This window comes from Blautia sp. OM07-19 (genome assembly GCF_003481595.1).
GTDB classification, from domain to species: Bacteria; Bacillota; Clostridia; order Lachnospirales; family Lachnospiraceae; genus Blautia_A; species Blautia_A intestinihominis.
Genome location: NZ_QULA01000021.1, coordinates 15,312 through 40,405 on the forward strand (window position 1 = coordinate 15,312; position 25,094 = coordinate 40,405).

25 protein-coding genes and 2 pseudogenes are annotated in these 25,094 nt (G+C 45.9%); 3 read left to right on the top strand and 24 right to left on the bottom strand.

Features of this window, described 5'->3' with window-relative positions; translation table 11 throughout:
- Positions 1-7: 7 nt before the first annotated feature.
- From DXC01_RS13580 to DXC01_RS13635, 12 genes are all read right to left on the bottom strand, one after another.
- Complete coding sequence (locus DXC01_RS13580; RefSeq protein WP_118252325.1) at positions 8-550, bottom strand: HdeD family acid-resistance protein; 543 nt, start codon at positions 548-550, stop codon at positions 8-10.
- The gene (ftsH, locus tag DXC01_RS13585) at positions 534-2,390 is read right to left on the bottom strand and encodes an ATP-dependent zinc metalloprotease FtsH (protein WP_118699102.1); all 1,857 of its coding nucleotides are present in this window, start codon (positions 2,388-2,390) and stop codon (positions 534-536) included. Before ftsH ends, DXC01_RS13580 begins: the two co-directional genes overlap by 17 nt.
- Positions 2,391-2,539: 149 nt before the next feature.
- Entirely contained in the window at positions 2,540-4,279 is a 1,740-nt protein-coding gene (locus tag DXC01_RS13590) for an acetyl-CoA carboxylase carboxyltransferase subunit alpha (protein ID WP_118699103.1), read from the bottom strand.
- 26 nt (positions 4,280-4,305) lie between these two features.
- The gene (locus DXC01_RS13595) at positions 4,306-5,673 is read right to left on the bottom strand and encodes an acetyl-CoA carboxylase biotin carboxylase subunit (protein ID WP_118699104.1); all 1,368 of its coding nucleotides are present in this window, start codon (positions 5,671-5,673) and stop codon (positions 4,306-4,308) included.
- Between the two features lie 10 nt (positions 5,674-5,683).
- On the bottom strand, positions 5,684-6,112 hold the full coding sequence (gene fabZ / locus DXC01_RS13600; RefSeq protein WP_118252329.1) for a 3-hydroxyacyl-ACP dehydratase FabZ: 429 nt from the start codon (positions 6,110-6,112) through the stop codon (positions 5,684-5,686).
- A gap of 21 nt (positions 6,113-6,133) precedes the next feature.
- Positions 6,134-6,601, bottom strand: coding sequence for an acetyl-CoA carboxylase biotin carboxyl carrier protein (gene accB / locus DXC01_RS13605; RefSeq protein ID WP_118699105.1), 468 nt, complete (start codon positions 6,599-6,601; stop codon positions 6,134-6,136).
- Positions 6,602-6,607: 6 nt separating this feature from the next.
- Positions 6,608-7,849, bottom strand: a complete 1,242-nt coding sequence (gene fabF, locus DXC01_RS13610) for a beta-ketoacyl-ACP synthase II (protein ID WP_118252330.1) — start codon at positions 7,847-7,849, stop codon at positions 6,608-6,610.
- The gene (gene fabG / locus DXC01_RS13615) at positions 7,846-8,595 is read right to left on the bottom strand and encodes a 3-oxoacyl-[acyl-carrier-protein] reductase (RefSeq protein ID WP_118699106.1); all 750 of its coding nucleotides are present in this window, start codon (positions 8,593-8,595) and stop codon (positions 7,846-7,848) included. The genes fabF and fabG overlap by 4 nt, the downstream gene beginning before the upstream one ends.
- Before the next feature lie 11 nt (positions 8,596-8,606).
- On the bottom strand, positions 8,607-9,527 hold the full coding sequence (gene fabD, locus DXC01_RS13620; protein WP_118699130.1) for an ACP S-malonyltransferase: 921 nt from the start codon (positions 9,525-9,527) through the stop codon (positions 8,607-8,609).
- Positions 9,520-10,458: an enoyl-[acyl-carrier-protein] reductase FabK gene (gene fabK / locus DXC01_RS13625; protein ID WP_022215487.1), complete on the bottom strand. Its 939-nt coding sequence runs from the start codon at positions 10,456-10,458 to the stop codon at positions 9,520-9,522. The genes fabD and fabK overlap by 8 nt, the downstream gene beginning before the upstream one ends.
- A gap of 26 nt (positions 10,459-10,484) precedes the next feature.
- Complete coding sequence (gene acpP / locus DXC01_RS13630; RefSeq protein ID WP_022215488.1) at positions 10,485-10,712, bottom strand: acyl carrier protein; 228 nt, start codon at positions 10,710-10,712, stop codon at positions 10,485-10,487.
- A 65-nt stretch (positions 10,713-10,777) separates the two neighbouring features.
- Positions 10,778-11,791: a beta-ketoacyl-ACP synthase III gene (locus DXC01_RS13635; protein WP_118699107.1), complete on the bottom strand. Its 1,014-nt coding sequence runs from the start codon at positions 11,789-11,791 to the stop codon at positions 10,778-10,780.
- 149 nt (positions 11,792-11,940) lie between these two features.
- On the opposite strand from DXC01_RS13635, the pseudogene DXC01_RS13640 reads away from it, so the two are divergent.
- A pseudogene (locus tag DXC01_RS13640) lies at positions 11,941-12,447 on the top strand (SulP family inorganic anion transporter); the annotation flags it as partial.
- 79 nt (positions 12,448-12,526) lie between these two features.
- Positions 12,527-12,874 (top strand): molecular chaperone Hsp90, encoded by a 348-nt coding sequence (locus DXC01_RS13645; protein WP_118699108.1) that lies wholly within the window; start codon positions 12,527-12,529, stop codon positions 12,872-12,874.
- A 120-nt stretch (positions 12,875-12,994) separates the two neighbouring features.
- Here the strand turns inward: DXC01_RS13645 and DXC01_RS13650 are convergent, their stop codons facing one another.
- Complete coding sequence (locus DXC01_RS13650) at positions 12,995-13,435, bottom strand: hypothetical protein (RefSeq protein WP_227222684.1); 441 nt, start codon at positions 13,433-13,435, stop codon at positions 12,995-12,997.
- A 292-nt stretch (positions 13,436-13,727) separates the two neighbouring features.
- Between DXC01_RS13650 and DXC01_RS13655 the strand changes: the two genes are divergently transcribed.
- On the top strand, positions 13,728-14,045 hold the full coding sequence (locus DXC01_RS13655) for a helix-turn-helix domain-containing protein (RefSeq protein ID WP_118252333.1): 318 nt from the start codon (positions 13,728-13,730) through the stop codon (positions 14,043-14,045).
- A 58-nt stretch (positions 14,046-14,103) separates the two neighbouring features.
- Here the strand turns inward: DXC01_RS13655 and DXC01_RS21300 are convergent.
- From DXC01_RS21300 to nikB, 11 genes and pseudogenes are all read right to left on the bottom strand, one after another.
- Positions 14,104-14,590 (bottom strand): annotated as a pseudogene (locus tag DXC01_RS21300) (maltose acetyltransferase domain-containing protein).
- 44 nt (positions 14,591-14,634) lie between these two features.
- On the bottom strand, positions 14,635-15,240 hold the full coding sequence (locus tag DXC01_RS13665; protein WP_022215492.1) for an ABC transporter ATP-binding protein: 606 nt from the start codon (positions 15,238-15,240) through the stop codon (positions 14,635-14,637).
- Positions 15,237-16,157 carry an oligopeptide/dipeptide ABC transporter ATP-binding protein gene (locus DXC01_RS13670; RefSeq protein ID WP_118699109.1) on the bottom strand — a complete coding sequence of 307 codons (921 nt, stop codon included), beginning with the start codon at positions 16,155-16,157 and terminating at the stop codon, positions 15,237-15,239. The genes DXC01_RS13665 and DXC01_RS13670 overlap by 4 nt, the downstream gene beginning before the upstream one ends.
- Positions 16,158-16,166: 9 nt before the next feature.
- Complete coding sequence (locus DXC01_RS13675; protein ID WP_022215494.1) at positions 16,167-16,994, bottom strand: ABC transporter permease; 828 nt, start codon at positions 16,992-16,994, stop codon at positions 16,167-16,169.
- Positions 16,991-17,986, bottom strand: coding sequence for an ABC transporter permease (locus DXC01_RS13680; RefSeq protein WP_243002373.1), 996 nt, complete (start codon positions 17,984-17,986; stop codon positions 16,991-16,993). The genes DXC01_RS13675 and DXC01_RS13680 overlap by 4 nt, the downstream gene beginning before the upstream one ends.
- 6 nt (positions 17,987-17,992) lie before the next feature.
- Positions 17,993-19,588, bottom strand: a complete 1,596-nt coding sequence (locus DXC01_RS13685; RefSeq protein ID WP_118699110.1) for an ABC transporter substrate-binding protein — start codon at positions 19,586-19,588, stop codon at positions 17,993-17,995.
- Positions 19,589-20,091: 503 nt separating this feature from the next.
- Complete coding sequence (locus DXC01_RS13695) at positions 20,092-20,850, bottom strand: ABC transporter ATP-binding protein (RefSeq protein WP_118699111.1); 759 nt, start codon at positions 20,848-20,850, stop codon at positions 20,092-20,094.
- Between the two features lies 1 nt (position 20,851).
- Positions 20,852-21,652 carry an ABC transporter ATP-binding protein gene (locus tag DXC01_RS13700; protein ID WP_118699112.1) on the bottom strand — a complete coding sequence of 267 codons (801 nt, stop codon included), beginning with the start codon at positions 21,650-21,652 and terminating at the stop codon, positions 20,852-20,854.
- Between the two features lie 48 nt (positions 21,653-21,700).
- Entirely contained in the window at positions 21,701-23,236 is a 1,536-nt protein-coding gene (locus tag DXC01_RS13705; RefSeq protein WP_118699113.1) for an ABC transporter substrate-binding protein, read from the bottom strand.
- Positions 23,237-23,262: 26 nt separating this feature from the next.
- Positions 23,263-24,129 (bottom strand): nickel transporter permease, encoded by an 867-nt coding sequence (gene nikC / locus DXC01_RS13710; RefSeq protein WP_118699114.1) that lies wholly within the window; start codon positions 24,127-24,129, stop codon positions 23,263-23,265.
- On the bottom strand, positions 24,126-25,070 hold the full coding sequence (nikB, locus tag DXC01_RS13715) for a nickel ABC transporter permease (RefSeq protein WP_118699115.1): 945 nt from the start codon (positions 25,068-25,070) through the stop codon (positions 24,126-24,128). The genes nikC and nikB overlap by 4 nt, the downstream gene beginning before the upstream one ends.
- Between the last annotated feature and the right edge of the window lie 24 nt (positions 25,071-25,094).

Sequence of the window (25,094 nt, forward strand, 5' to 3'; positions counted from 1 at the left end):
TTTGTGATCAACGATAATATCTTTTTCCACTGAATGCTGTCACTACACACTCAATCCCCTCAAGGATCAGATAAGAGCCAACCAGCACTCCCATGGAAAGAATCGTGACCATCGGCCGGAACACCAGCATAATTCCGACGATCAGCCCAAGAATATTCAGGATCAGGGAAAGTGTGTAGTAAGTACTTCCAAAATGCATCTTCATATACTGCAGATGCGAAAGTCTGGAAATACAGTGTGCAATGATCCAGATCGGAAGGAGCATTGCGATCGCCCAGGTTCCTGCACTCGGATGTACCATCAGCATAAAACCTGCCATGATACCCAGAATTCCAGTCACAAGGGAAATGATCGGTCCGAAACCGGTGAAACGTTCCATTTTAACATACAGAACGATATCAGCGATTCCACTGAAAACTGCGATCAGTCCACACAGTACTACGATCCAGGTAATAATGCCTACCGGCTGTTTAATGATAAAAATCCCAAGAATGATCAGAACGATTCCCAAGATCAGTTCTGTCCATCCAATGTCAGACTGTCTTCTCATGATCGTTCGCCTCCTTTGTTTCGCTTCCGTTCAGGATCGCCATGAACTCATCTCCCGTGATCGTCTCTTTTTCATAGAGATAATTAGAAAGTTCATCAAGTTTCTGGCGGTTGTCCAGAAGGATCTTTTTCGCTTTTTCATGTTCTCTCTTGACGAGTTCAACTACCTGACGGTCGATCTCTTTCTGCGTATCTGCGGAGCATGCCAGAGATGCATCACCACCAAGGTACTGATTTGTCACCGTTTCCATTGCCACCATGTCAAAATCATCGCTCATACCATAACGGGTGATCATAGAACGTGCGATCTTGGTCGCCTGCTCGATATCATTAGAAGCACCTGTGGTCACTTCGCCGAATACAACTTCCTCTGCGGCACGTCCACCGGTAAAAGTCGCGATCTTGTTTTCCAGTTCTTTCTTTGTCAGAAGGTATTTATCCCCCTGTTCTACCTGCATGGTATAACCAAGTGCACCGGAAGTTCTCGGAATGATCGTGATCTTCTGGACAGGTGCGGAATGTGTCTGCATTGCTGCGACAAGCGCATGTCCGATCTCGTGATATGCGACAACTCTCTTCTCCTGATCGGAAAGTACGGCATTTTTCTTCTGGTATCCTGCGATAACGACTTCGATGCTCTCTTCAAGGTCTGCTTCCGTCACAACTTCGCGGTTGCCGCGGACTGCACGAAGAGCTGCTTCATTGACAATATTGGCAAGTTCCGCACCGGAAGCTCCGGATGCCATTCTTGCGATCGTATGGAAATCTACATCATCAGAAAGCTGAACTTTCTTTGCATGTACTTTAAGGATTGCTTCACGGCCTTCAAGATCCGGAAGTTCCACAGGTACACGGCGGTCAAAACGTCCCGGACGAGTCAATGCCGGGTCAAGAGATTCCGGACGGTTGGTCGCTGCCAGAATGATAACACCATTGTTTCCTCCAAAACCATCCATCTCTGTAAGAAGCTGGTTCAGAGTCTGCTCACGTTCATCATTGCCACCTGCCATCTGACCGTCACGTTTCTTGCCGATGGCATCGATTTCGTCGATAAATACGATACAAGGAGCCTTTTCTTTTGCCTGGCTGAAAAGATCACGGACTTTGGATGCGCCCATTCCGACGAACATCTCGACAAATTCAGAACCGGACATGGAGAAGAACGGTACATCAGCCTCTCCGGCTACCGCTTTTGCCAGCATAGTCTTACCAGTACCTGGAGGGCCTACGAGCAGGACTCCTTTCGGCATGGAAGCACCGACTTTGGTGTATTTTTCCGGATTGTGAAGATAATCAACGATTTCCTGAAGATTTTCTTTTGCTTCTTCCTCACCTGCAACATCGCTGAAATGAATTCCTTCGGTTGATGGTACATAAACCTTGGCGTTGCTTTTTCCCATTCCAAATGCCATAGAATTCTTGCCGCCCGCCTGGTTCATCATTTTGCGGCCCATATACTGGCCAAGTGCGATAAAGATCACCAGCGGAAGAATACCTGTGAGCAGGAAACTTGCCAGCGGTGATATCTGCTGATCGATCTCCTTGGAAAACTTCGCTCCGGCATCGTAAAGACGCTCTGTCAGAGTCGGGTCGTCCATCACACCTGTTTTGTAAACGATATTCGAGTCATCCTTGTCTGTAAAAAGGATCTGATTGTCCTCAATCTGGACATCCTCAATCTTTTTGTCTTCAATCTTTGACATAAAAGTTCCATAATCTACTTCCCTGACCATGCTCTTCGTGATCATCGGTGTCACGATCACGTTAAAAATGACAAGGACCAGAAGCACGATTCCGTAATAATAAAGCAATGGCTTCTTTGGTGATTTCACTTCTTTCATGAAACAGTTCCTCCTTACCCTGGTTATCTTTTAATTCATTATCCATTATATCCCAGATCCGGTCTTTTTTATATAGCCAAAATCCGCAATATGTTCGATTTTGTCACACATTGCGGATTCTGTCCTACGTTTCTTTTTTATGAAATTTATCAGAATTTGCGAAAACGCGCATATCTCATTTCAAGGAGTTCTTCTTCTGACAGAACTGTATACTGCTTAAGAAAAGCACGGATTCTGTCATCCAGCCGCTCAGTCACCTGCCACAGACTTTCAGGAGTCAGATTCTCCGGTTCCGGGATCACCTGCTCGATGATTCCTTTCTGGTAAAGGTCAGATGCTGTCAGTTTCATAACTGCTGCAGCTTCTTTGGCTTTGGTGCTGTCTTTCCAGAGAATGCTTGCGAACCCTTCCGGTGAAAGAATGGAATACACGGAGTTTTCCAGCATCCATACCTGATCTCCGGCCGCAAGTGCAAGTGCACCGCCGCTGCCGCCTTCGCCTGTTACAATGGACAGAACCGGCGTTTTCAGTCCGGCAAGTTCCCAGAGATTACAGGCAATTGCCTCGCCCTGTCCCCGTTCTTCTGCCTCGATCCCGCAAAATGCTCCCGGGGTATCCACGAAACAGATGACCGGTCGGTGAAATTTCTCTGCCTGTTTCATCAGACGAAGAGCTTTGCGGTATCCTTCCGGCATCGGCATGCCAAAGTTGTGCGCGATATTTTCTTTTGTGTTGGTTCCTTTTTCCTGCACGATGACAGTGACTGGTCTTCCATGGAATTTTGCGATCCCGCCGATAACTGCCCTGTCATCTCCGTAGTTTCGGTCTCCGTGGAATTCCATGAAATCAGTAAAAAGTGCTTCTATATAATCACTGCCGGACGGACGGTCTGTCTTTCGTGAAAGCTGGACACGTTCCCAGGCTGTGAGGTACGGGTTGATGCCTGCGTGGGCAACATCGGATTTCGGTGAAAATTCATCCTTATTTATATAAGAAGCTTTTTCATTTTCCGAAGTACTGTCTGCGCTCTGCCCCTCATGCATCTCCAGGATCTTTCCAAGTGTTTCTTTCAGATCCTCACGTCTTACAATGTCATCCACAAAACCGTGCTCTACAAGAAATTCTGCTCTCTGAAATCCCTTCGGCAGTTTCTGGCGGATCGTCTGCTCAATGACACGCGGTCCTGCGAATCCGATCAGTGCTCCCGGTTCTGCCAGAATGATATCTCCCAGCATTGCAAAACTTGCCGTCACACCTCCAGTCGTAGGTTCCGTCAAAACACTCACATAAAGTAATCCTGCTTTACTGTGGCGTTCCAGTGCCGCCGATGTCTTTGCCATCTGCATCAGAGATGTAATGCCTTCCTGCATTCTGGCTCCGCCGGAACAGGCAAAAATGATGACCGGAAGTTTTTCTTCCGTTGCACGCTCTACTGCTCTGGTGATCTTTTCACCGACAGCCCAGCCCATGCTCGCCATCAGAAATCTTCCGTCGCAGACTGCGATCACTGTCTCTCTGCCGTTTATTTTGCCCCTGCCTGTGACAACAGCTTCTTTAAGTCCTGTTTTCTCCTGAAGTGCCTGCACTTTTTCCGGATAACCTTTGTAGTTTACAGGATTTCCACCAGTCAGATCATGATCCCACTCTTCAAAAGTTCCCTCATCAATGACCATCTGAATCCTTCGGTATGCATGGATACGAAAATATCCTCCACACTTCGGACAGATATAATTCCCCTGTTTTACATCTTCTGCAATGATCGCCGCTCCGCACTTGTTGCATTTGCGAAGAAGTCCTTCCGGCACTTCCGGTCTGGAAGCACGGGCTGCATTATGGCTCTGTATTCTGGAAACAATTCTTGTCTTTTTGAACATGTTGTCCAACTTCATGGTCGCTCAACTCCTGTTATATCTAATTAACCCACTCTCTTCTCTTGTTGCGCTTCGCTTTCCATCCGTTCGATAAACTCTACATCCGTATTCCCGGACTGAAAATCCGGGTGTTCCAGGATTTCATACTGGTAGTCCACGTTGGTGTCGATCCCCTCAATGATCACTTCACCAAGTGCACTCTGCATCTTACGGATCGCTTCGGTACGGTTCTTTGCCCACACGATCACCTTCGCGATCATGGAATCATAATACGGCGGGATCGTATATCCACTGTACACGGCAGAATCAATACGGATTCCTTTTCCACCCGGAAAATACATGTCTGTAATCGTTCCCGGTGACGGTCGAAAACCTTTGGACGGGTTTTCGGCATTGATCCTGCATTCGATCGCATGACCGGTCAGATGAATATCTTCCTGCTTGCAGGAAAGCGGAAGTCCGGAAGCGATACGGATCTGCTCTTTGACAAGATCCACGCCAGTCACCCACTCTGTGACCGGATGTTCCACCTGGATTCGGGTATTCATTTCCATGAAATAAAATCTGCCGTCTTTATCAAGAAGGAATTCAATCGTTCCGGCATTTTCATACCCGGCTGCTTTTGCCGCTTTTACTGCTGCTTCACCCATTCTGGCACGAAGATCATCGGAGATCACCTCGCACGGAGACTCCTCGATCATCTTCTGATGATTTCGCTGGATGGAGCAGTCACGCTCTCCCAGATGGATCACATTTCCAAACTTATCTGCCATGATCTGAAACTCGATATGTCTCGGATGACGCACAAAATGTTCCACATACATCGTGGAATCGCCAAAAGCCATCTGCGTTTCTTTCTGTGCAGTACGGAAACTTTCTTCAAAATCTGCCAGAGTGTCAGCAACTCGCATTCCTTTGCCGCCGCCTCCGAGAGCAGCCTTGATGATGACCGGATACCCGATCGTTTCTGCTTCTTTCATTCCCTCTTCTACTGTGTAGATTGGATTTTTACCGCCGGGAATGATCGGAACACCTGCATTTGCCATCGTGTTTTTTGCCGCCTGTTTATTTCCAAGACTTGCGATCACACTGGATGGCGGTCCGATAAAAGTAATATTACACTGCTCACAAAGCTCTGCAAAACGACTGTTTTCGGAAAGGAAACCAAATCCCGGATGGATTGCATCGGCTCCTGTAACGATCGTCGCACTGATGATATTTTCCATGCTGAGGTAGCTCTGGGATGACGGTGCCGGTCCGATACAGACTGCCTCATCCGCAAGCTGTGTATGAAGCGCATCTCTGTCCGCTTCTGAATAAACAGCCACTGTCTCTATTCCCATTTCTCTGCATGCGCGGATGATCCGCACCGCGATCTCCCCTCGATTCGCGATCAGCACTTTTTTAATCATAGTGTGTCACCTATCCAATCATAAAAGTCAGTTCTGCATCAACTACCACTTTGCCGTCGACACTTGCAACTGCATGACCGACACCTACCGGTCCTTTGCATTTGATAATTGTCGTTTCCAGTCGAAGCTTGTCTCCCGGGACAACTTTTCCACGGAATCTGCAGTTTTTGATCCCGCCAAAATATGCGATCTTGCCTTTGTTTTCTTCAAGGCTCAGGATTGCTACAGCTCCTGTCTGCGCAAGAGCTTCCACCATCAGAACACCCGGCATGACCGGTTCCTGCGGGAAATGTCCCCTGAAAAAGTCCTCACGGAATGTCACACATTTATAACCGACGGCAAATTTGCCCGGTTCATAATCCTCGATATAATCCACCAGAAGAAATGGATGTCTGTGAGGAAGAATCTGTTCAATTTCTTTTACACCTAATTTATTCATGATCTATACTCCCCAGTTACTTCACACAATCCGGAACAACGGCTGTCCATACTCCACTGCCTGTCCGTTCTGCACATAAATCTCTGCAACTTTTCCGTCGAAATCGCTTTCGATCTCGTTCATCAGTTTCATCGCTTCCACGATGGCAAGTGTCTGGCCTTTTTTCACCTGATCACCAACAGAAACAAACGGATCTGCATCCTCAGACGGTGCTGCATAAAAAGTTCCCACCAGAGGAGATTTTACGATCATACCCTCCGGCTCGCTGGACGCTGCCTGTACAGTTTCAGCATTTACAGTCGCCGGACTGGCTGCTGCCTGTGCTGCTGCAAGACCCGCGATCGGCACATCCGGCTGATTTCCTGCAACCACTACCATTTCTTTTTTCTTCTTCAGATGAATGCTGGTTCCGTTTTCTTCGTAAGCAAAATCTGTCAGTTCAGAATCTGATACTGTTTTTATTAATATAAGAAGATTTTCAAACTCCATAATCTATCAACCCTCGTATTTCTTCACAAGAAGTGTCGCATTGTGTCCGCCGAAACCAAGAGAATTGCTCATTGCATAGCGGATCTCTTTTTCCACCGGAGCACCGATCGCATAATTCAGGTCACACTCTTCATCCGGCTCTGTGGTTCCAACGGTCTGATGGATAAATCCCTCTTCCAGAGATTTTACACATGTTACAAATTCCACACCGCCAGCTGCACCGAGCAGATGTCCGATCATGGATTTGGTTGAATTTACAACCAGATTTTTTGCCGCATCTCCAAATGCCTTGTGGATCGCTCTTGTCTCAAACAGGTCGTTGTGGTGCGTGCTTGTTCCATGTGCGTTGATGTATTCCACCTCAGATGGCTGTACGCCGGCTTCTTCCATTGCCAGTTCCATTGCTCTTGCTGCGCCTGCTCCGTCCTCTGCCGGAGAAGTGATATGGAAAGCATCAGCTGTTGCACCGTAACCGACAAGCTCGGCGTAGATCCTTGCGCCTCTTGCCTTCGCATGCTCCAGTTCCTCAAGGACCACGATGCCGGCACCTTCACCAAGCACAAAACCACTTCTGTCTTTGTCAAACGGGATAGATGCTCTTGCGGCATCTTCTGTTTTGGTAAGGGCAGTAAGGGCAGTAAAACCTGCAACACCTGTCGGGCAGATACAGCTTTCCGTTCCACCTGCCAGCATGATCTCGGCATCCCCGTACTGGATCGCGCGGAATGCATCACCAATGCTATGAGTTCCGGAAGCACAGGCTGTCACAACATCTGTACATTTGCCGCGGAGTCCGAACTGAATGGAGATATTTCCTGCTGCCATGTTGGAGATCATCATCGGTACCATCAGAGGATTTACTTTTCCAGGTCCTTTGGTGAGGATTTTTTCATAGTTATTCTCTACCTGCGGAAGACTTCCGATACCGGAGCCAACGATCACGCCTGCGCGGAAAGAATCTTCTTTTTCCATATCGATCCCGGAATCTTCCAGGGCTTCTTTTGCTGCCGTCACTGCATACTGGCAGAACGGATCCATACGTCTCGCAGATCTCGGATCCATATGGTCTTTTGCGTTAAAATCCTTCACCTCTGCGGCAATCTTTACTTTGTAATCGGTGGTATCAAACTTCGTGATCGGTCCGATGCCAACTTTTCCCTCGCGGATCCCTGCCCAGAAATCCTTTACATTATTTCCAATAGGGGTAACTGCACCAAGTCCGGTGACAACGACTCTTCTCTTACTCATATGACCATTCCTCCATCGACCTGAATTACCTGTCCTGTGATGTATGCAGCATCGTCAGATGCCAGAAAAGCGACTGTTTTTGCGATATCCTCCGGCTTGCCAAAATGTCCGAGCGGAATCTGTGCGGCAGATGCTTTTTTTACTTCTTCGGATAATACTGCTGTCATTTCTGTCTCAATAAATCCCGGTGCCACTGCATTTACAGTAATTCCACGGGATGCAAGTTCTCTCGCCGCACTCTTTGTCATGCCGATGATCCCTGCCTTGGATGCCGCGTAGTTTGCCTGTCCTGCATTTCCGGCAATTCCAACTACAGATGCCATGCTGATGATACGTCCGCTGCGCTGGCGGAGCATCTGTCTGGAAACAAAACGCATCATATTGAAAGTTCCCTTGAGGTTGACATCGATCACGTTGTCAAAATCTGCTTCAGACATTCCCATCAAAAGACCATCTTTTGTGATCCCGGCATTGTTTACCAGAATATCGATGCTTCCATGAGTTTTTACAATATCTTTTACGGCACTTTCACAGGATGCAAAATCAGCGACATTCCACTGTCTGATCTCTGCTTCGCCGCCTTTTTCCTCGATCTCTTTCTGTACTTCCTTTGCGCGTTCCTCAGAACCGTTATAATTGATCACAACTGTTGCACCTCTCGACGCAAGTTCCAGGGCAATGGCTCTTCCGATCCCTCTGGAAGCACCTGTTACAACAGCAACTTTCTTTTTATTCTGCTCTGCCACTTATTTTCTCCTTATTTAAGTTCCTCACACACCGAAACAGCTTCTTCCCAGCTTCCAATGTGATAGGATTTTACATTTTTATCGATCTTTCGAAGGAATCCTGTCAGTGTTTTGCCCGGTCCGATCTCTACGAAGGTATCCACGCCTTCGCGGATCATGGTCTCCACACTCTGCTGCCAGCGGACAGATCCGCTGACCTGCGCTACCAGAAGTTCTTCGATCTTTCCGCAGTCTGTAATTACCTCTGCGTTGATGTTCGCCACATACGGAACTTTCAGGGGATTCATACTGACTCCAGCAAAAACCTTCGCCAGTTCTTCTCCTGCCGGTCTCATCATCGGTGAATGGAAAGGTCCACTTACTTTAAGCGGAAGTACCCTTCTTGCACCTGCCTCTTTGAGAGCTGTTCCCGCCTCGGCAACTGCTTTCGCTTCACCGGTAATGACAATCTGTCCCGGGCAGTTGTAGTTTGCAATGGAAACGCCCTCTCTGCCATTTAAGACATCCTCAATGACTGCTGCATCAAGTCCGAGTACTGCGGACATTGCCCCGGTTCCTTCCGGTGCTGCATGTTCCATAAAAACCCCTCTGGAGCGAACAGTGCGTACTGCATCCATGTCGCACATTCCGCCTGCCACTGCGATCGCACAGTATTCACCAAGGCTTAAGCCCGCTGTCATATCCGCATGAAGTCCCATTGCTTCGACAGCTCTCGTCATTGCAAGACAGGCTGTTACCATCGCTACCTGTGTATATTCTGTTTTGTCCAAAAGATCATTTTCTTCGAAACAAAGTTTCTTAAGGTCAAGATCTACCGCTTCAGATGCTTGATCAAAAACGGCTTTGGACAGAGGACTTTTTTCATAAAAATCCTTTCCCATTCCAACTGCCTGTGCGCCCTGTCCCGGATAAATAAAAGCGATCTTACTCATCTGCATTTACCCCGTTCATCAGCTTGCCTGCATCGACAACAGTTGTTTTGATGATGTCTTCACAGGAACGTTCCTCTTTGATCATGCCTGCAATCTGACCTGCCATCAGGCTTCCGTTCTTTGCATCACCTTCCTGAACGGCTTTTCTGAGGCTTCCCAGAGTAAGCTGTTCCAGTTCCTCAAACGGTGCGCCTGCTTTTTCCAGTTCCAGATATCTGCGGACCATGTCGTTACGGAGAACACGGATCGGATGTCCGGTGCTTCTTCCTGTTACACGACTGTCGATGTCTTTTGCTTTGATGATGCTGTTTTTATAATTTTCATGGATCACAGATTCTTTGGATGCTGCAAAAACGGTTCCCATCTGGATTCCTTTTGCGCCAAGCATGAATGCTGCTGCCATTCCTCTGCCATCTGCGATACCGCCTGCTGCGATCACCGGAATCTTCACTGCGTCAACGACCTGCGGAACCAGTACCATTGTGGTAAGCTCTCCGATATGGCCGCCTGCCTCACAGCCTTCGGCAACAACCGCATCTGCACCGCAGCGTTCCATACGTTTTGCAAGTGCTACGGATGCAACGACCGGGATAACTTTGACTCCGGCTGCTTTCCAGTCTGCCATGTATTTCTCAGGGCTTCCGGCTCCTGTGGTAACGACTTTGACGCCTTCCTCCACGATAACCTTAGCAACTTTTTCTGATTCCGGATTCATCAGCATGATATTGACACCAAACGGTTTGTCTGTCAGTTTCTTTGTCTCACGGATCTGCTCTCTGACCCATTCTGCCGGCGCACCGCCTGCTGCAATCAGTCCAAGACCGCCTGCATTGGATACAGCTGCTGCCAGATGACATTCCGCAACCCATGCCATGCCACCCTGGATCACCGGATATTCAATTCCTAATAATTCTGTGATCTCTGTTTTCATAATAAAATCCTCTTGTCCTGTGACTCTTATGCCTGATGCTCTGTCAGGTAGTTCATTGCGTCTGCTACGGTTGTGATCTTTTCAAGATCTTCACTTGGAATCTCTACAGAAAATTCTTCCTCAAGTGCCATTGCCAGCTCAAAAAGATCAAGGGAATCTGCATGAAGATCATCCATGAAGGATGTCTCTGCAGTGATCTCTGCTGCGTTTGCTCCTAAAGTGTCTGCTGTAAGTTCGATGATTTTTTCTAACATTTTTGTTTTCTCCTTTTTTCAATTCATTTTTTATATTTATAAATTCAGATTATCTGTAAACTGCTTTACCACTTTGTGCGGCTGTCAATTTCCCATTCTAATACGCTAGCTCCCCATGAAAGTCCTGCGCCGAATCCTGCCAGAATGATTTTCTGTCCTTTTTTCAAGACGCCCTTCCGGTTCAGTTCATTCAGCAAAATCGGAATGCTCGCGGATGACGTATTTCCATAATCCTGAAGGTTCATTGGAAACTTCCCGATATCCAGGCGAAGCCGCCTCGCAACTGCATCCACGATTCTCGCATTCGCCTGGTGAAGAACAAACCAGTCAATGTCCTCTATAGAAAGTTCATTTTCTTTCAAAACTTCCTGTATCACCTGCGGAACATTGCGGACCGCAAACTGAAAGACATCCTTGCCATTCATGGTAATGTATTCTGTTTTTGCTTCTTTGCAGTCTCTGTCAATACTTCGGATTCTGCCTGCGGCTCCCGGTCCGGTAAGTGCCGATCCGCCTTTTCCATCGGAGTGTGCCGCCGGTCGGTAGCTCTTGCCCTCTGCTGCCTTTAGAAGAACCGCTCCGGCCCCATCTCCAAACAGGATGCAGGTTCCGCGATCCGTCCAGTCCACCAGTCTGGAAAGACTCTCACTTCCTATGACCAGGATCGTCCGGCAGATTCCGGATGAGATATAAGCCTGGGCAGTATTATAAGCAAAAAGAAATCCGCTGCACGCAGCATTGAGATCAAATCCGACTGCTCTGACCGCTCCAAGTATTTCCTGTACCTGACAGGCTGTACATGGAAAAACCCGGTCAGCTGAACCCGTTGCCACCAGAATCATATCTACTTCTTCCGGTGAAACTCCGGCTTCCTCAAGTGCCTGGCGGCCTGCTTCCGCTGCCATGGAAACTGTCGTTTCCTTTTCCACAATGCGCCGTCGCTCCACACCAGTCCGTTCCCGGATCCATTTATCACTGGTATCTACAAAACCTGCGATCTCATTGTTATCCAGAACTCTCTCCGGGACACAGGCTCCCGTTCCCCGGATGACTCCGGTTATGGTCTGTTCTTTATTCATAATAGTTGTTTCCTCATATTCCTAATTTGTTTTGATTTTAGAATATTTTGATTGTCAAAGTATATCTCCAAAAAAAGCTTTTGTCAAGAGAAAAAATTAACAACTTTGCATTCCGCAGCTTTCTGGTTTGTATATAAACACAAACATGCCCGGCAACAGGAGCAATCGCAAGAACTGCTGCCAATATCAAAAACGGCGGACGTACACCGATCGCCGGAATGGTCCACTCTGTCACACTTGTCATCGTGCTTGTCGTTCTGATGCCTTATGCCGGAATGATCCCTATGCCGACGATCGCCGCGATCCTTTTTATTGTTGTCTACAATATGTGCCAGTGGAGAACGTTCCGTGATCTGCTCAAAACCGCTCCAAAAAGTGACATTATCGTACTTCTGGCGACTTTCGTGCTGACAGTCCTCTTTGACCTGGTCGTTGCCATCGAAATCGGTATGGTGCTTGCATGTCTGCTCTTCATCAAACGAATGAGCGAAGAAACCCATGTTGACAGCTGGGTTTATACGGACGATGATACACCGGATATCAATGAACAGCCAATGCGCGTTATGAAAAAAGCCGGCTTTGTTGAACTTGTCGGAGAAGAAAATTTCCGCCCGAATATATCCGCGGCATTAAAAAGAGCTGAAGAGGTTATCTAAACCTTTTCAGCTTTTCCTTTTGTCGATTTCGCGCTATAATAGAGTTATCAATATACAACATAGGAAGGGAGATTTTATCATGTCCAAAACAATCCGTGAATTAACAGAAGACCTGCTCGCAGCACCATCCGCATGTGCCGAAGTCAAAGAAACTGCACAGAATTATCTCGATGCTATCGGCGGCGAAAATGAAGCTGCTGCTGCCAAAACATTCGTAGCAGAACTTGAAGAAGACATCATGCCGATCGACGGTCTGATTGCTTTCGCAGAGTCCGATATGGGTGCCAAAGTTTTCGGTGAAGAAGGTGCAAAAAACATCCTGATCCACGCCAAAGAGATCAAATCCAACGGAGCAAAATACTGCGACTGCCCTGCATGTGCAGCGTGTGAAGCACTGCTTGAGAAGAAGGATGAAATCCTGAAATAAGGGTTATTGTTTATCAGATAATTACATAAGCATTTAGAATGCCCAGACAATGCCGCATACGTTTTATCGGCTGCCATTGTCTGGGCGTTTGTCTGACAAGCTAAAGAGACCCGCTGGCATTTACTTAATGTCCATCAGCTTCTCCTGCACTTTCGCCGGAACTCTGATCAGCTCGAACTTCCAGAAAATACTATATATGTAAGAAATACCAAAAATCTGCCCTATCGCCTTCGGTCCTTTATATTCCGGCAGGATCAGCTCTGCTTTTCCATCTATATCACAAATCTGAGTTGCATCGATCACTTTGTGAAACGCCAGAAGCACAGAACTTCGAGTCAGAGTTTTGCTGCTTTCCTTACGGGACACCAGCAGTTCTCCACTGTATTCCCCGTTTCGCTTTCTCTTCACAACATAAGAAAACGGAAGCCCCGATGAAGTATTAAAAAACTCCCCCTGCCCTGCCAGAAGTGCATCCCACAATAATTTATCAAGTTCTGTTTTCTTCTCCAAAATCCCCTTCTGCAGCCTTTTCACTGCCACCTCACGCTCGCTCTGATACATACTCACAAAACATCACCGTTCCTTAGTCTCAAGTGTTTTAGTTTTTTATAATTAAGTCATTATGTGTAATATATCACTTAATTTAAGTCTGGCATTACGCAAGAACGAAACGCTCTTTAATCTTACCAGTATCTCCAATATTTCTCTTCCAAAGATAATTTTGTCTCTGGTTTTATTCCATATTTTTCCAAAATTAAGTATTATATATCTTGCTTTTTATATTTCAGGTTTTATATATCCTGTTTCAAGTAAGTTGGTGATATAAAATGTCACAAAAAGGAGAATTTGTGATATGAATACGAAGGAAAGTTTCAGCACACGGCTTGCGCAGTTAAGAACGGATGAAGAAATCTCTGCCAGAGAAATGAGCCTTGATCTTGGTCAGAATCCCAGTTACATAAATCGAATTGAAAATCAGAAAGCTTATCCATCTATGCAGGTCTTTTTCTATATTTGTGATTATCTCAAAATCACTCCTGGAGATTTTTTTAACCAGCATATGAGTTACCCGAAAGAAATAAATGAATTAATCAAAATCCTTCAGAATCTGAACTCCGAGCAATTGAAGTTGATCAAACAGATTGCAGAACAGTTTTGTAAAAAGAAATAAAAAATTAAAAAATGAACCACAGAACAGTTTTTGACAGCTATTCTGTGGTTTTTGTTTTTTATTTCAATGTATCCCAGTCAATCTTACGATCTCTGTAGTAATACTCTCTGTCATGGTCGTTGAGTTCTCGAAGGACACGGCAGGGATTACCTACGGCAAGACTATTTGCGGGGATGTCCTTGGTTACGACGCTGCCGGCTCCGATGACGGTGTTGTCGCCAATGGTTACGCCTGGTACTACGATCACGCCGGCGCCGAGCCAGCAGTTTTTGCCGATGTGTATCATCCACACAGGTCAGCCCGAAGTTAGCATAAACATGATTACCAAGATGAACATGCCGTCCGCCCCAGTTTGCATAAAACGGCGGCTCGATATAACAGCCTTCTCCTGCTTCTGCGAACATTTCTTTGATCAGCTCTGCTCGTTTTTCCATCTGGGATGGGCGGGTCTGATTGTAGTCGTACATTTTTTCCAGGCAGGTCATCTGGAAACCTACAAGTTCTTTGATGTTTGGATTAAAAAAAAATACCAGCTTATAAAGCATAGTGTTGATGTTCCATACTATATCTTTATAAACTGGTGTTTCTTCTATTTATCTAACTCAATTACTCTTGTGCAGACTTTCTTGATCAGTTCCGGGCTGTGGCTGACTACGAGCATTCCGATATTTCTTCGTTCTGTTTCTTCGATGAGAAAATGCCAGATCTGGCTCTGGGTGATGAGATCCAGCATGGTTGTGATCTCGTCTGCCAGAAGGAAACGGGTTCTCTGTCCCAGGGCTCTTGCAATGCAGAAGCGCTGTAATTCTCCTCCTGAGAGTTCTGTCGGAAATCTATTCATCCAGTCAGGTTCTATTCCCAGCTTTTCGATCAGTTCCGGTGCTGTCCTGTCTCCTTCTTCGATTACATTTTTCATGCGGAGTCTTGGATTTACCGCCTGCTCCGGGTGCTGCCAGATCATCTGTATCGGACAGTATGCGCCATATTCGCTGAGTGGTTTGCCATCAAGAAGCACTTCGCCACTTTGCGGTGCTTCATATCCGGACAGGATCTTACACAGAGTTGTTTTGCCAAAACCACTGGGAGCTATAATTCCTACACGTTCACTGCTGTCTGCACTTAAACTGAACTGTCTCAGTATCTGTCTGCCTTTTACATCATAACTAAAAGACAGATTTTTTGCTTCAAGTCTCATAATATGCACCTCACATATCCACTGCCGGAAGCTTTCCATGGAATCTCGTCCTGACATTCCTGTGATTTCCTGTCGCATCGTGGTGCAAACGGGCATCCCTGCAGGTTATCTTTTACATAAGGCTGTACCCCGTTAATATATTGGAAACCGTGCTTCGGCATCGCACGCCAGAGTGCTCTGGTATATGGATGTCGAAGAGTTTCTTCCTCATTAAAATCATCCACTGCCGCGTCTTCGATCGTATAACCGGCATAAAATACCTGTACTCTGTCTGCCGTTTCCAGGGCAAGTTCCAGATCATGTGTAATGACAAGAACAGCAGCTCCCATATCCGCAAGCTGGCGAAAATGTTCCATTGCACGTTTTGCGAGTTTCGGATCCAGCCCCGGTGTTGGTTCATCCGCGATGACCAGCTTTGGATTCTCGATCAATGCTGTAGAGATCATGATTCTCCTGGTCATTCCCCCGGAAAGTTCAAACGGATACTGTTCCTGAACCTTTTTATCCAGAGAATATTGTTCAAAAATAGAATCCAGATGTTTCTTCTTTTCTTTGTTCTTTTTTCCTTTGCAGATCTGCTGTCCGACCTTCATTAATGGATCCAGATAAGAAGTACTCTGCGGGACCAGAACGATTTCTTTCCCCCGCAGTTTCCGGATGTTTTTTTCTGTCAGCGGCTCTCCGCAGTATCGTATTTCTCCACCCATTTCAGCATTATATGGCAAAATCCCCATGATTCCATGTGCCAGCAGACTTTTGCCCGAACCGGAAGAACCGACTACTGCCACCATTTCTCCTGCATGGATCGTGACACTCAAATCTTTGATCACAGGCAGTTCTGTCTGCTGTATTCCTTTCTGGTACTGGGTAAAAGATATTTTCATGTTGTTGATTTCCAGAATTTTTTCCCTTTCCATTCTCTTCTCCTATTCGTGTGCACTTGCCGGATCCAGCAGCCTGCGGAGATTTTCACCTGTTGTATAAAAACATACAACGGTGATCACCAGCATAATTCCCGGAAATAATGCAAGCCACCACTTGCCTGTGATCAGATATTTCATTGCTTCTGACAAAATAATTCCGATCGCAGGCTGTTCATTTGACAGCCCGAACCCAAGAAAAGTGATACTGGATTCATGAAGGATCGCATGCGGAAAAAGAAGGACAAGTCCGACAATAAACTGCGGAAGCAGATGTGGAACCATGTGTTTCATTGCGATATACAAGTTGCTTTTTCCCAGTTTTCTGGCTGTTTTTATGTAAATCTGTTCTTTGAGCTGCAGCACTTCACCTCTAATCAGTCTCGCCAGAGATGTCCAGTGCGTCAGTGCAACTCCAAGAATGACTCCCTTAAGTCCTCTTCCGCATGCAACGCAGATAAGGATCAGAAGAAGCATATGCGGAATTCCCATGACCAGGTCTATGATCCATGTCACAATGGTATCTGCTGTTTTTCCCATTGTTGCAGATACAACTCCAAGAATAAATGCCATGACCGCGCTGAACGTAGCTGCACATACTCCTATGATGATACTGATAGAAAGTCCTCTGACTGTCCGTGCAAACATATCTCTTCCAAGCCAGTCTGTACCAAACGGATATTTCAGGCAGGGTGCAAGGTTTTTTCTGGAAAAATCTGTTGCCCTTGCCGCATCTTCGCAGAACAGGCCGCTGATACAGACTGCTATAAGAAACACCACGGCGATAACAAGCCAGAGTACCAGAGTTTTTCTGCGGTTCCATCTGTTTTTCATCTTCCCGCACCCCCTCTTCGGATCCGCGGGTCGATGACTCCGTACAGAATATTGGCTATAAAGTTTCCTCCAAACACAAACAGTGCACTTATGATCGTGATCGCCATCAGAAGCGGCATATCACTTCCAAGACCTGCACTGACCGCTGCCTGTCCAAGTCCCGGATAGGAAAAAACCTGCTCCACAAGCACTGAGCCGCCAAATATCTCGCTGATCGAAGCAAACTGAAGTGTCACTGCCGGGCCAAGGACATTGCGGAAACCATGATTTTTGAATATCTGCCAGTTACTCTCTCCTCTTGCTTTTGCAAAAAGCACGTAATCGCTGTCACAGATGTCGATCATTTTTTCTCTGGTATGCATGGCAATATTGGATATTCCTGTGATGGAAAGTGTCACCGCCGGAAGGATTGCATGACGCACACGGTCAAAAAAAGTCACTCCGCTTGCCTCAACTCCAATCGGTACACTTAATCCTATCGGAAGTATTTTGAGCCATACTCCAAAAATGATAAGCAACAGCATAGCAATCCAGAATGCCGGGGTACTGGAGATCACCAGACAGTATCCTTTGATGATCTTATCAATCGGTTTTCCACGGTTCATCCCTGCAAGTGAGCCCAGCAAAAAACCAATCAGTCCTGACAAAATCCATGCAATGATCATCAGAAACAGAGAATTTCCAAGTTTTACGGCGATCACTGTCGTTACCTTCTGTCGATAAAGGAGAGATATTCCCATATCTCCCCTCACAAAATCTCTGAACCATGCAATGTAGCGCTGCAGGGGCGGCTGTCCCACGCCCCAGTATTCTTCAAGTTTTGCGATCTGTTCCTGACTCATGCTTCCAAGCGCAGCCTGTCCGACGTTCGCTTTCAGAGGATCGATCGGAGAAGCTGTCATAAGTGCAAAAGCAGCAACACTGACCGCAAACAGCAGAAGCAGCACTTTAATGAAATTTTTTAAGATAAATTTTGCTTTTGAATTATTCAAGATCTGTTACTCCCATGACCACTGATCTACGTTATTTACGATAGACCAGCCATGTCCGTGTGGATGGATCTTCTGGTCAGCTACTTTGAGTCCGTCTTTTACAAAGTACAGATGATCGATATTGCAGAGCCAGATCCACGGGATATCTCCCTCCTGCGTAATTCCGCTCTCTCCGTCCCACTGGGCTTTTTTCCAAAGGTCATACGATGCTTCCAGATCACTGGATTTCAGAGCTTCATCCATATATTTGTCTACGGTTTCGTTCGCATATGGAGAGTACTCTGCAAGGCCGGTCTCGCTCATTGTATGATAGATGTTGTACAGCTCCATTGGTGTATGTGCGCCCCATCCCCATACAAGTGGCTCAGACTCTGCTCTTGTGTAGGCAGTATCCCAGTCAACGCCCTCTGTTGTCACTTCAATTCCAAGTTCGGCAAGCTGATTCTTGCTGTCTTCTGCCAGTGCCTGGCGAACAGAATCGGATGCCGGATACAGCATGGTAAATTCCGCACGTACGCCGTCTTTTTCACGGATTCCGTCATCACCTTCTGCCCATCCTGCTGTTTCAAGAATTTCTTTTGCTTTATCCAGATCGTATTCTACTTCTGCTTCCTCGTTATACCATGGCATTTTATCGCACACGCTGTATGCCGGGGTTCCGTAACCATTCAGGACATTCTGGATCATTTCTTCACGGTCAATGCCGATATTGATCGCACGTCTTACTTCCACATCGCTGGTGAAGTCATTTCCATAAGTTACTCCGTCAATTTCCTCTGCTGCAGTTGCCGGAAGGTTGAATCCGCGGTTATCTACTGTCTGCACGCTGAACAGAGCATATCCATCAACCGTCATATCTGAATAAGATGCCGCCGTATGTGCTACGTCTACCGTGCCGGACTGAGCTGCTGCCAGTGCTGCATCTTCTTCCATGAAAAGAACGGTTACTTTTTTCATTTTTGGTGCTTCGCCGTAGTAGTCCGGATTCGCCTTAAAAATAACCTGCTGTCCTTTGTCCCACTGTTTCATGATATAACGTCCGGAACCGATCGGATCCTGTCCGTAATTCTCATCATAAGCATGTTCCGGAACGATTCCCACAATTGCCATTGTATATGGCCAGACTGCAAATGGTGTGTTCATGTGAAATTCAACCGTTGTATCATCCACAGCCACTGCTTCTTTCAGCATGGAAAAATCATTGACGGAACTGTTATCGCGGCAGTTGTTGTATGTAAATGCCACATCGGATGCTGTCAGAGCTTCACCGTCTGTAAATTTGACATCATCCCGGATCTTAACAGTCCAGGTAAGTCCATCATCGCTCACAGAATAATCTGTCGCCAGGTCCATACCGATAGAAAGATCTGTGTTTGTAGTAGTAAGTGTGCTCTGGATCAGTGGCTCATGCACATGCTCTCCTGCGCCCCATCCATATGCCGGGTCAAAACCGGACTCCGGCTCAGATGTTGTCGGCATGGTTACGATTACTTCATCTTTCGCTGTGCTTTCTTCCTGTGCCGCAAATACAGTTGCAGATCCTCCTGCAAAGGATGCTGTCACACAGACCGCCATCATAATTGCCAGTAATTTTCTCTTCATTGTCTCATTTCCTCCTTTTGTTCTTATTTATGCATAACGCTGTGTCTATCAACAGTTTTATGGTTTATTTTTATTTATTATGCATAACAAGTTCTATCAGTATACCATCAATTTCGGTCATATATAACCGCCCCTGGGGGATATTGACATATTCATATATCGCATGGATCATACTGTTTTTTTCATGGCTTTACATCCCCCTGGGAGGCTTGTTTTTACACTGCGTTTTGTTAAAATATAGTCAACACAAAGAACTGTGTTATTTTATCAAATAAAGGTGCACAGACCTCCACCCTTAAGGCACCAGTTAACCCATAATAAAAAAAGTACTTCTAATCCGCGGGAAGTACTTTTTTTATATTTATATCATTTTTAATTCATGGTCTTCATTCATAACCGCAAATCTGCTTCCGATCGTCTCTGCAAGATGTCGATTATGTGTGATAGTAATCAATGTCTTTCCTGCCCTCCGGTTATTATTCGCTGATTATTATGCTGTTGATTTATAAAACTGAATCTATTAATTTCTTTGTATAATCCATCTTCGGATGATTGATGATATCATCCGGTGTTCCATATTCTACTGTCTTTCCATGATAGAGAACCAGTACTTTGTCGCAGAAGGCCTGCACCAGCGCAAGGTCATGACAGATCAGGATAAATGACAGATTCTCTTTTTCTTTCAGTTCAATCAGAAGTTCCAGGATCTGTTTCTGCACAGTTACGTCAAGTGCGCTGGTGGCCTCATCACAGATCAGGATCTCCGGACTGACTGCAAGTGCTCTGGCAATTGCGGCTCGCTGGCACTGCCCTCCGCTGACCTGATGCGGATAACGGTCCGCGTATTCTTTAGAAAGGCCGCATCTTTCGAGAAGATTTTCCACACGTGTTCGTGTTTCTGTGCGATTTATCCCCATATTCCGGAGACTTTCCCCAATTCCGTCGCCCAAAGTACATCTCGGGTCAAAAGATTCCATTGGCATCTGAAAAACCATCTGGATATCCTGATAGGTTTTCCTTAAGCTTTTGCCTCCGACATGGGTAATGTCCTTTCCTTTAAGAAAAATCTGCCCATCCGTCACCGGCTCCAGATGTGTGATCATTTTGGCAATCGTACTTTTACCGGAACCGGATTCGCCTACGATTCCAAGGCATTCTCCCCGTTCCAGTTCAAAGCTTACATCATCCACTGCAGTCATGGATTTTTTCCCTGATATAAATACTTTTTTGAGATGATCCGCTTTCAGGATAATATCCGCCATTCTACTGCACCTCCTGATTCTCTGCCCGATTCAGATGAAGCACAGAACCCATCAACTTCTTTGTATATGGATCTTTCGGATGATCCAGGACAGCCTCAGTTTCTCCATACTCTCTTACCTGTCCGTTCTGTAGAACCAGTATCCTGTCTGTCATCATCCTTACAACGCCGATATTGTGAGTTACAAGAATCATTGCAGTATTGTATTCTTTACGCATGAGCAGAAGTTCTTCCACTACCTGCTTCTGAACAGTCACATCCAGTGCACTGGTCGGTTCATCTACCAGAAGCAGATTCGGATGCATGATCATGGCTGTACAGATCCCCACTCTCTGGTTCATTCCACCGGAGAGTTCAAACGGATAACTGTCCAGCACACGGTCACTGTCATCCAGACCTATCTTCTTCATGATCTCTCCGGCACGTTCCCGGATTTCCTTTTTGCTGACTTTCTCATGTTCGGATACTGCCTCATGTATCTGTGCTCCAATTGTCCGAACGGGACACAATGCAGTTTTACAGTCCTGGAAGACCATTCCGATCTCTGTTCCCAGAAACTTACGGAGTTTTTTTTCACTCATGTCTGTAAGGTTCTCACCTTTGTACCAGATATCACCTCTTGTAACCAGACCTTCTTCTCCCAGAAGCCCCATGATTGCCTTGATGATCGTACTTTTGCCACTTCCGGACTCGCCCACGATTCCAAGGATTTCGCCCTGCTTTAATTCAAAGCTGACATCCTCAACCGTTGGTTTTCCATTATAAGAAATTGTCACATGCTCTACACGAAGCAAAGAATCCATAATTTATTTTCTCCTCAAAAATTGCTGCTGCAAGCAGAAGCAATAATTTTATTCTACATCCAGGTCAGCAGTGATCTCATAGTAATCACATGGATGTGCTGCCATTCCTGTAACATTTGATTTTGTTACGATTCCCATATTCAGATGAGATACAAAGAAGAACGCATCATCATCCAGAATATCCTGCTGAAGTTCTACTGCAAGTTTTGCTCTTTCATCCTTGTCAAACGTCTGGTGAAGCTGATCTGTCAGTTTTGTTACTTCTTCATTCTGATAGTTACCATAGTTCTTGGCACCTGTTACTGTACTGGTAAAGAAGTATTCCGGATCACCTGTCGGTGCTGTAGTTGTAGAACTTACATATACATCAAAGTCTCCATTCTTTGCAATCGTCATATGGTCAGATGTATTATTTACAACCACATCGATTCCGATATCTTTCAGTGTAGCCTGTGCGTACTCGGCAAGTTTCGGCTGTTCCAGACGGGTTGGGTAAGTCAGCCAGTTAATGCTGAGTTTCTGTCCGTCTTTATCCACATATCCGTCTCCGTCTGTATCCGTCCAGCCGGATTCCTCAAGAAGTTTCTTAGCGCCTTCCGGGTCATAGGAAACCGTTTCTACTGCATCATTTCCATAAGAAAAGCCGCTTGGGAAAGCTGCCTTTGCCGGAACTCCACGTCCTTCCATGATGACAGAGCAGAATCCGTCTTTGTCGATTCCCATCTCAACAGCTTTACGAACGTTCTGGTCTTTCATGATCTCTGAATCCATATTGAACTGACCAAAGAAACATCGGCTGGTCGCACAGGAATTAATCGTGTAATCTGAATTATTTTCAAATAATGCATAGTTGTCATACTGGAGTCCATAAGTACCCTGAATATCACCTGTCTGCAGGGCTGCGGTCAGTGCACTTCCGTCTGCAAAAGATTTGACTGTAACTTTATCTACTTTCACTTCACCGCCCCAGTAGTTATCGTTTTTTACCAGATCGATCTGGGTTGGAGTGACGTTCTCTGCAATATATGGGCCAGTTCCGGCCACATTGGCAGAACCGCCTTCACCCTGGATTCCATAATCCATGTCAATGATCGCACCATATGGATCACCAAGATAATTGATGATCGCCGGACATGGCTCTGTTGTATAAATGGTAAGTGTCAGACCATCTGCATCAATATGATCGATCTTGAGGTCATAAGGTGCACGGTCATGAACTGCGATCAGATCTTCCAGACATTCCTTGACTGCTTCCGCATCCATGGTACGTCCGCTGGAAAACTGTACTCCTTCACGAAGTGTGATCTTTACAGTTGTATCATCCACAAATTCATAATCAGTTGCAAGCCATGGCTCTACTTCCATGTTGTCATTATATTTGAACAGAGTTTCGCCAACGCCATAACGAAGTGCACTCCAGCCTGAATAGTTGTCATGTGGGTTTAATCCCGCATCTCCCATTTCCTCGCTGTATCCGGTTGTTCCATAAACAAAAGCCTTTTCACCGTCAGCCCATACGGTTGTAGACATTCCTGCTACAAGCATTGCTCCTGTCAGAATTGCTGCAAGTAATTTCTTCTTCATAATCGTTGTTTCCTTTCTTTATTCTCTTATTTCTTTGCTCTTTCTTTTGGATCCATAAAATCTCTGAGTGTATCCCCGAGAAGATTAAAGATCATAACGGTTATAAATATGGCAAGTCCCGGTGCAAGTACCATCCATGGTGAGATCTGAAGCATACTTCTTCCATCATTAATCATGCTTCCCCACTCTGCCATCGGAGGCTGTACGCCAAGTCCGAGGAAGGACAGTCCTGCAAGTTCCATCATCATAGTTCCGATATCAAGAACAGAGGTAACCAGTATCGGACCTGCAATATTCGGTAAAATATGTTTAAACATAATTTTCAGTGTGCTGCTTCCCGAAAGTCTCACCGCCATCAGATATGGTGAATCTTTCTGTGCAAGAGTCAGTCCTCTGGCAAGTCTGGCAAACTTCGGCCATCCGATGACAGCCAGTGCTATGATCGCATTCTGGATGCCACCGCCAAGTACACCAGCTACTGCGAGGGCAAAAACAAGGCTTGGGAACGCCAGAAACAGATCAGATACACGCATCAGCACAGTATCTATGATTCCTCCACACCACCCGCAGATGATGCCGATCACCGTTCCAAGTATCGTGACGATCGCCACCAGAAGCAGTGTCGCATAAATACTGGTCGTACTTCCTACCAGTACACGCGAAAACATGTCTCTTCCGTAGCGGTCTGTACCCAGTATATGTTCTGCACTTGGCGGTTTCTGTGCCAGCAGAAGATCCTGTACATCCGGATCATACGGACAGAGCTTCCGTGCAAAGGCTGCGACAACAAGTAAAACCATCGCCAGTATAGTAAAAAAGATCAGCTTTTCTCTGACATGATTTTTCTTTATTTTCTGTTTTCGGACAGATATCTGTTTCTTTTTCTGCGTCATGCTCTGTCACCTCCTAATCTTACTCGAGGATCCAGATAGTGATAAATGATATCCGTGATCAGGTTTACAACCACATAAATGATTGCCATCCAGGCTACATATGCCTGAATGATCGGGTAATCTCTCATGGTAATGGCATCTACTGCCATTTTGCCAACACCATCCCACATAAAAATAGTCTCAACGATCGTAGTTCCTCCCAGAAGACTTCCTATTGATAAAGCCAGCAGAGTAATGATCGTCAGCATGGAAGACTTCATAACATTCTTCCAGATGATCACGCTTCCTCTCACACCTCTCGCCTTTGCTCCGACCACATAATCTTTGTTCAGTTCTTCAAGGATCGTAGTTCTCACCTGTCTGGTATACTTGGATGCCATAGATATGGCAAGTGTCAGTGTTGGCAGAACGAGGCTTAAAGCTATATTGTCCGTTGTGATTACCGGAAACCATCCAAGTCTGATGGAAAAAAAGTACATCAGCACCAGTGCTGCAAAGAAGTTTGGCATGGAATTCCCGATAAAACTCAGGAAACGTATCAGGTAATCGCTCCATTTATTATGCTTTACCGCCGAAAAAATGCCGAGTGGAATTGCGATCAGCATTGTCAGCAATACAGAAGATACGGTCAGCATGATCGTTGCCGGAAGTTTTTCTACAAATGTTTCATAAACATCTCGTTTGGATACGTAGCTCTTGCCCATATCTCCGGTTGCCATTCCTGCAAACCATTTCGCATACTGAATAAGAAATGGCTGATCCAGACCATATTCCTTCCGCGTCTCATCAATGACTTCCTGTGAAACTGCTGAACCGGCATTCTCATACATATACGTTACCGCATCACCACCTGCCAAACGCATCATGGCAAAAGACAAAAAAGTGATCCCAATTAGAATCGGGATCAGCTGAAGAAGTCTTTTAAAAATGTATTTAATCATGAATTCTCCTTTTGTGTCTGTAAA

What these genes read in the sequence shown, in the direction of transcription:
- DXC01_RS13650 (WP_227222684.1), bottom strand. Translation starts at nt 13,435, where the DNA reads ATGTATCAGAGCGAGCGTGAGGTGGCAGTGAAAAGGCTGCAGAAGGGG.
- fabK (WP_022215487.1), bottom strand. Translation starts at nt 10,458, where the DNA reads ATGAAAACAGAGATCACAGAATTATTAGGAATTGAATATCCGGTGATC.
- DXC01_RS13685 (WP_118699110.1), bottom strand. Translation starts at nt 19,588, where the DNA reads ATGAAGAGAAAATTACTGGCAATTATGATGGCGGTCTGTGTGACAGCA.
- nikB (WP_118699115.1), bottom strand. Translation starts at nt 25,070, where the DNA reads ATGATTAAATACATTTTTAAAAGACTTCTTCAGCTGATCCCGATTCTA.
- DXC01_RS13665 (WP_022215492.1), bottom strand. Translation starts at nt 15,240, where the DNA reads ATGAGACTTGAAGCAAAAAATCTGTCTTTTAGTTATGATGTAAAAGGC.
- DXC01_RS13675 (WP_022215494.1), bottom strand. Translation starts at nt 16,994, where the DNA reads ATGAAAAACAGATGGAACCGCAGAAAAACTCTGGTACTCTGGCTTGTT.
- fabD (WP_118699130.1), bottom strand. Translation starts at nt 9,527, where the DNA reads ATGAGTAAGATCGCTTTTATTTATCCGGGACAGGGCGCACAGGCAGTT.
- DXC01_RS13655 (WP_118252333.1), top strand. Translation starts at nt 13,728, where the DNA reads ATGAATACGAAGGAAAGTTTCAGCACACGGCTTGCGCAGTTAAGAACG.
- DXC01_RS13595 (WP_118699104.1), bottom strand. Translation starts at nt 5,673, where the DNA reads ATGATTAAAAAAGTGCTGATCGCGAATCGAGGGGAGATCGCGGTGCGG.
- DXC01_RS13645 (WP_118699108.1), top strand. Translation starts at nt 12,527, where the DNA reads ATGTCCAAAACAATCCGTGAATTAACAGAAGACCTGCTCGCAGCACCA.
- nikC (WP_118699114.1), bottom strand. Translation starts at nt 24,129, where the DNA reads ATGACGCAGAAAAAGAAACAGATATCTGTCCGAAAACAGAAAATAAAG.
- DXC01_RS13590 (WP_118699103.1), bottom strand. Translation starts at nt 4,279, where the DNA reads ATGAAGTTGGACAACATGTTCAAAAAGACAAGAATTGTTTCCAGAATA.
- fabF (WP_118252330.1), bottom strand. Translation starts at nt 7,849, where the DNA reads ATGAGTAAGAGAAGAGTCGTTGTCACCGGACTTGGTGCAGTTACCCCT.
- DXC01_RS13705 (WP_118699113.1), bottom strand. Translation starts at nt 23,236, where the DNA reads ATGAAGAAGAAATTACTTGCAGCAATTCTGACAGGAGCAATGCTTGTA.
- DXC01_RS13635 (WP_118699107.1), bottom strand. Translation starts at nt 11,791, where the DNA reads ATGAATAAAGAACAGACCATAACCGGAGTCATCCGGGGAACGGGAGCC.
- DXC01_RS13695 (WP_118699111.1), bottom strand. Translation starts at nt 20,850, where the DNA reads ATGGCGGATATTATCCTGAAAGCGGATCATCTCAAAAAAGTATTTATA.
- DXC01_RS13670 (WP_118699109.1), bottom strand. Translation starts at nt 16,157, where the DNA reads ATGGAAAGGGAAAAAATTCTGGAAATCAACAACATGAAAATATCTTTT.
- ftsH (WP_118699102.1), bottom strand. Translation starts at nt 2,390, where the DNA reads ATGAAAGAAGTGAAATCACCAAAGAAGCCATTGCTTTATTATTACGGA.
- fabZ (WP_118252329.1), bottom strand. Translation starts at nt 6,112, where the DNA reads ATGAATAAATTAGGTGTAAAAGAAATTGAACAGATTCTTCCTCACAGA.
- DXC01_RS13700 (WP_118699112.1), bottom strand. Translation starts at nt 21,652, where the DNA reads ATGGATTCTTTGCTTCGTGTAGAGCATGTGACAATTTCTTATAATGGA.
- acpP (WP_022215488.1), bottom strand. Translation starts at nt 10,712, where the DNA reads ATGTTAGAAAAAATCATCGAACTTACAGCAGACACTTTAGGAGCAAAC.
- DXC01_RS13580 (WP_118252325.1), bottom strand. Translation starts at nt 550, where the DNA reads ATGAGAAGACAGTCTGACATTGGATGGACAGAACTGATCTTGGGAATC.
- accB (WP_118699105.1), bottom strand. Translation starts at nt 6,601, where the DNA reads ATGGAGTTTGAAAATCTTCTTATATTAATAAAAACAGTATCAGATTCT.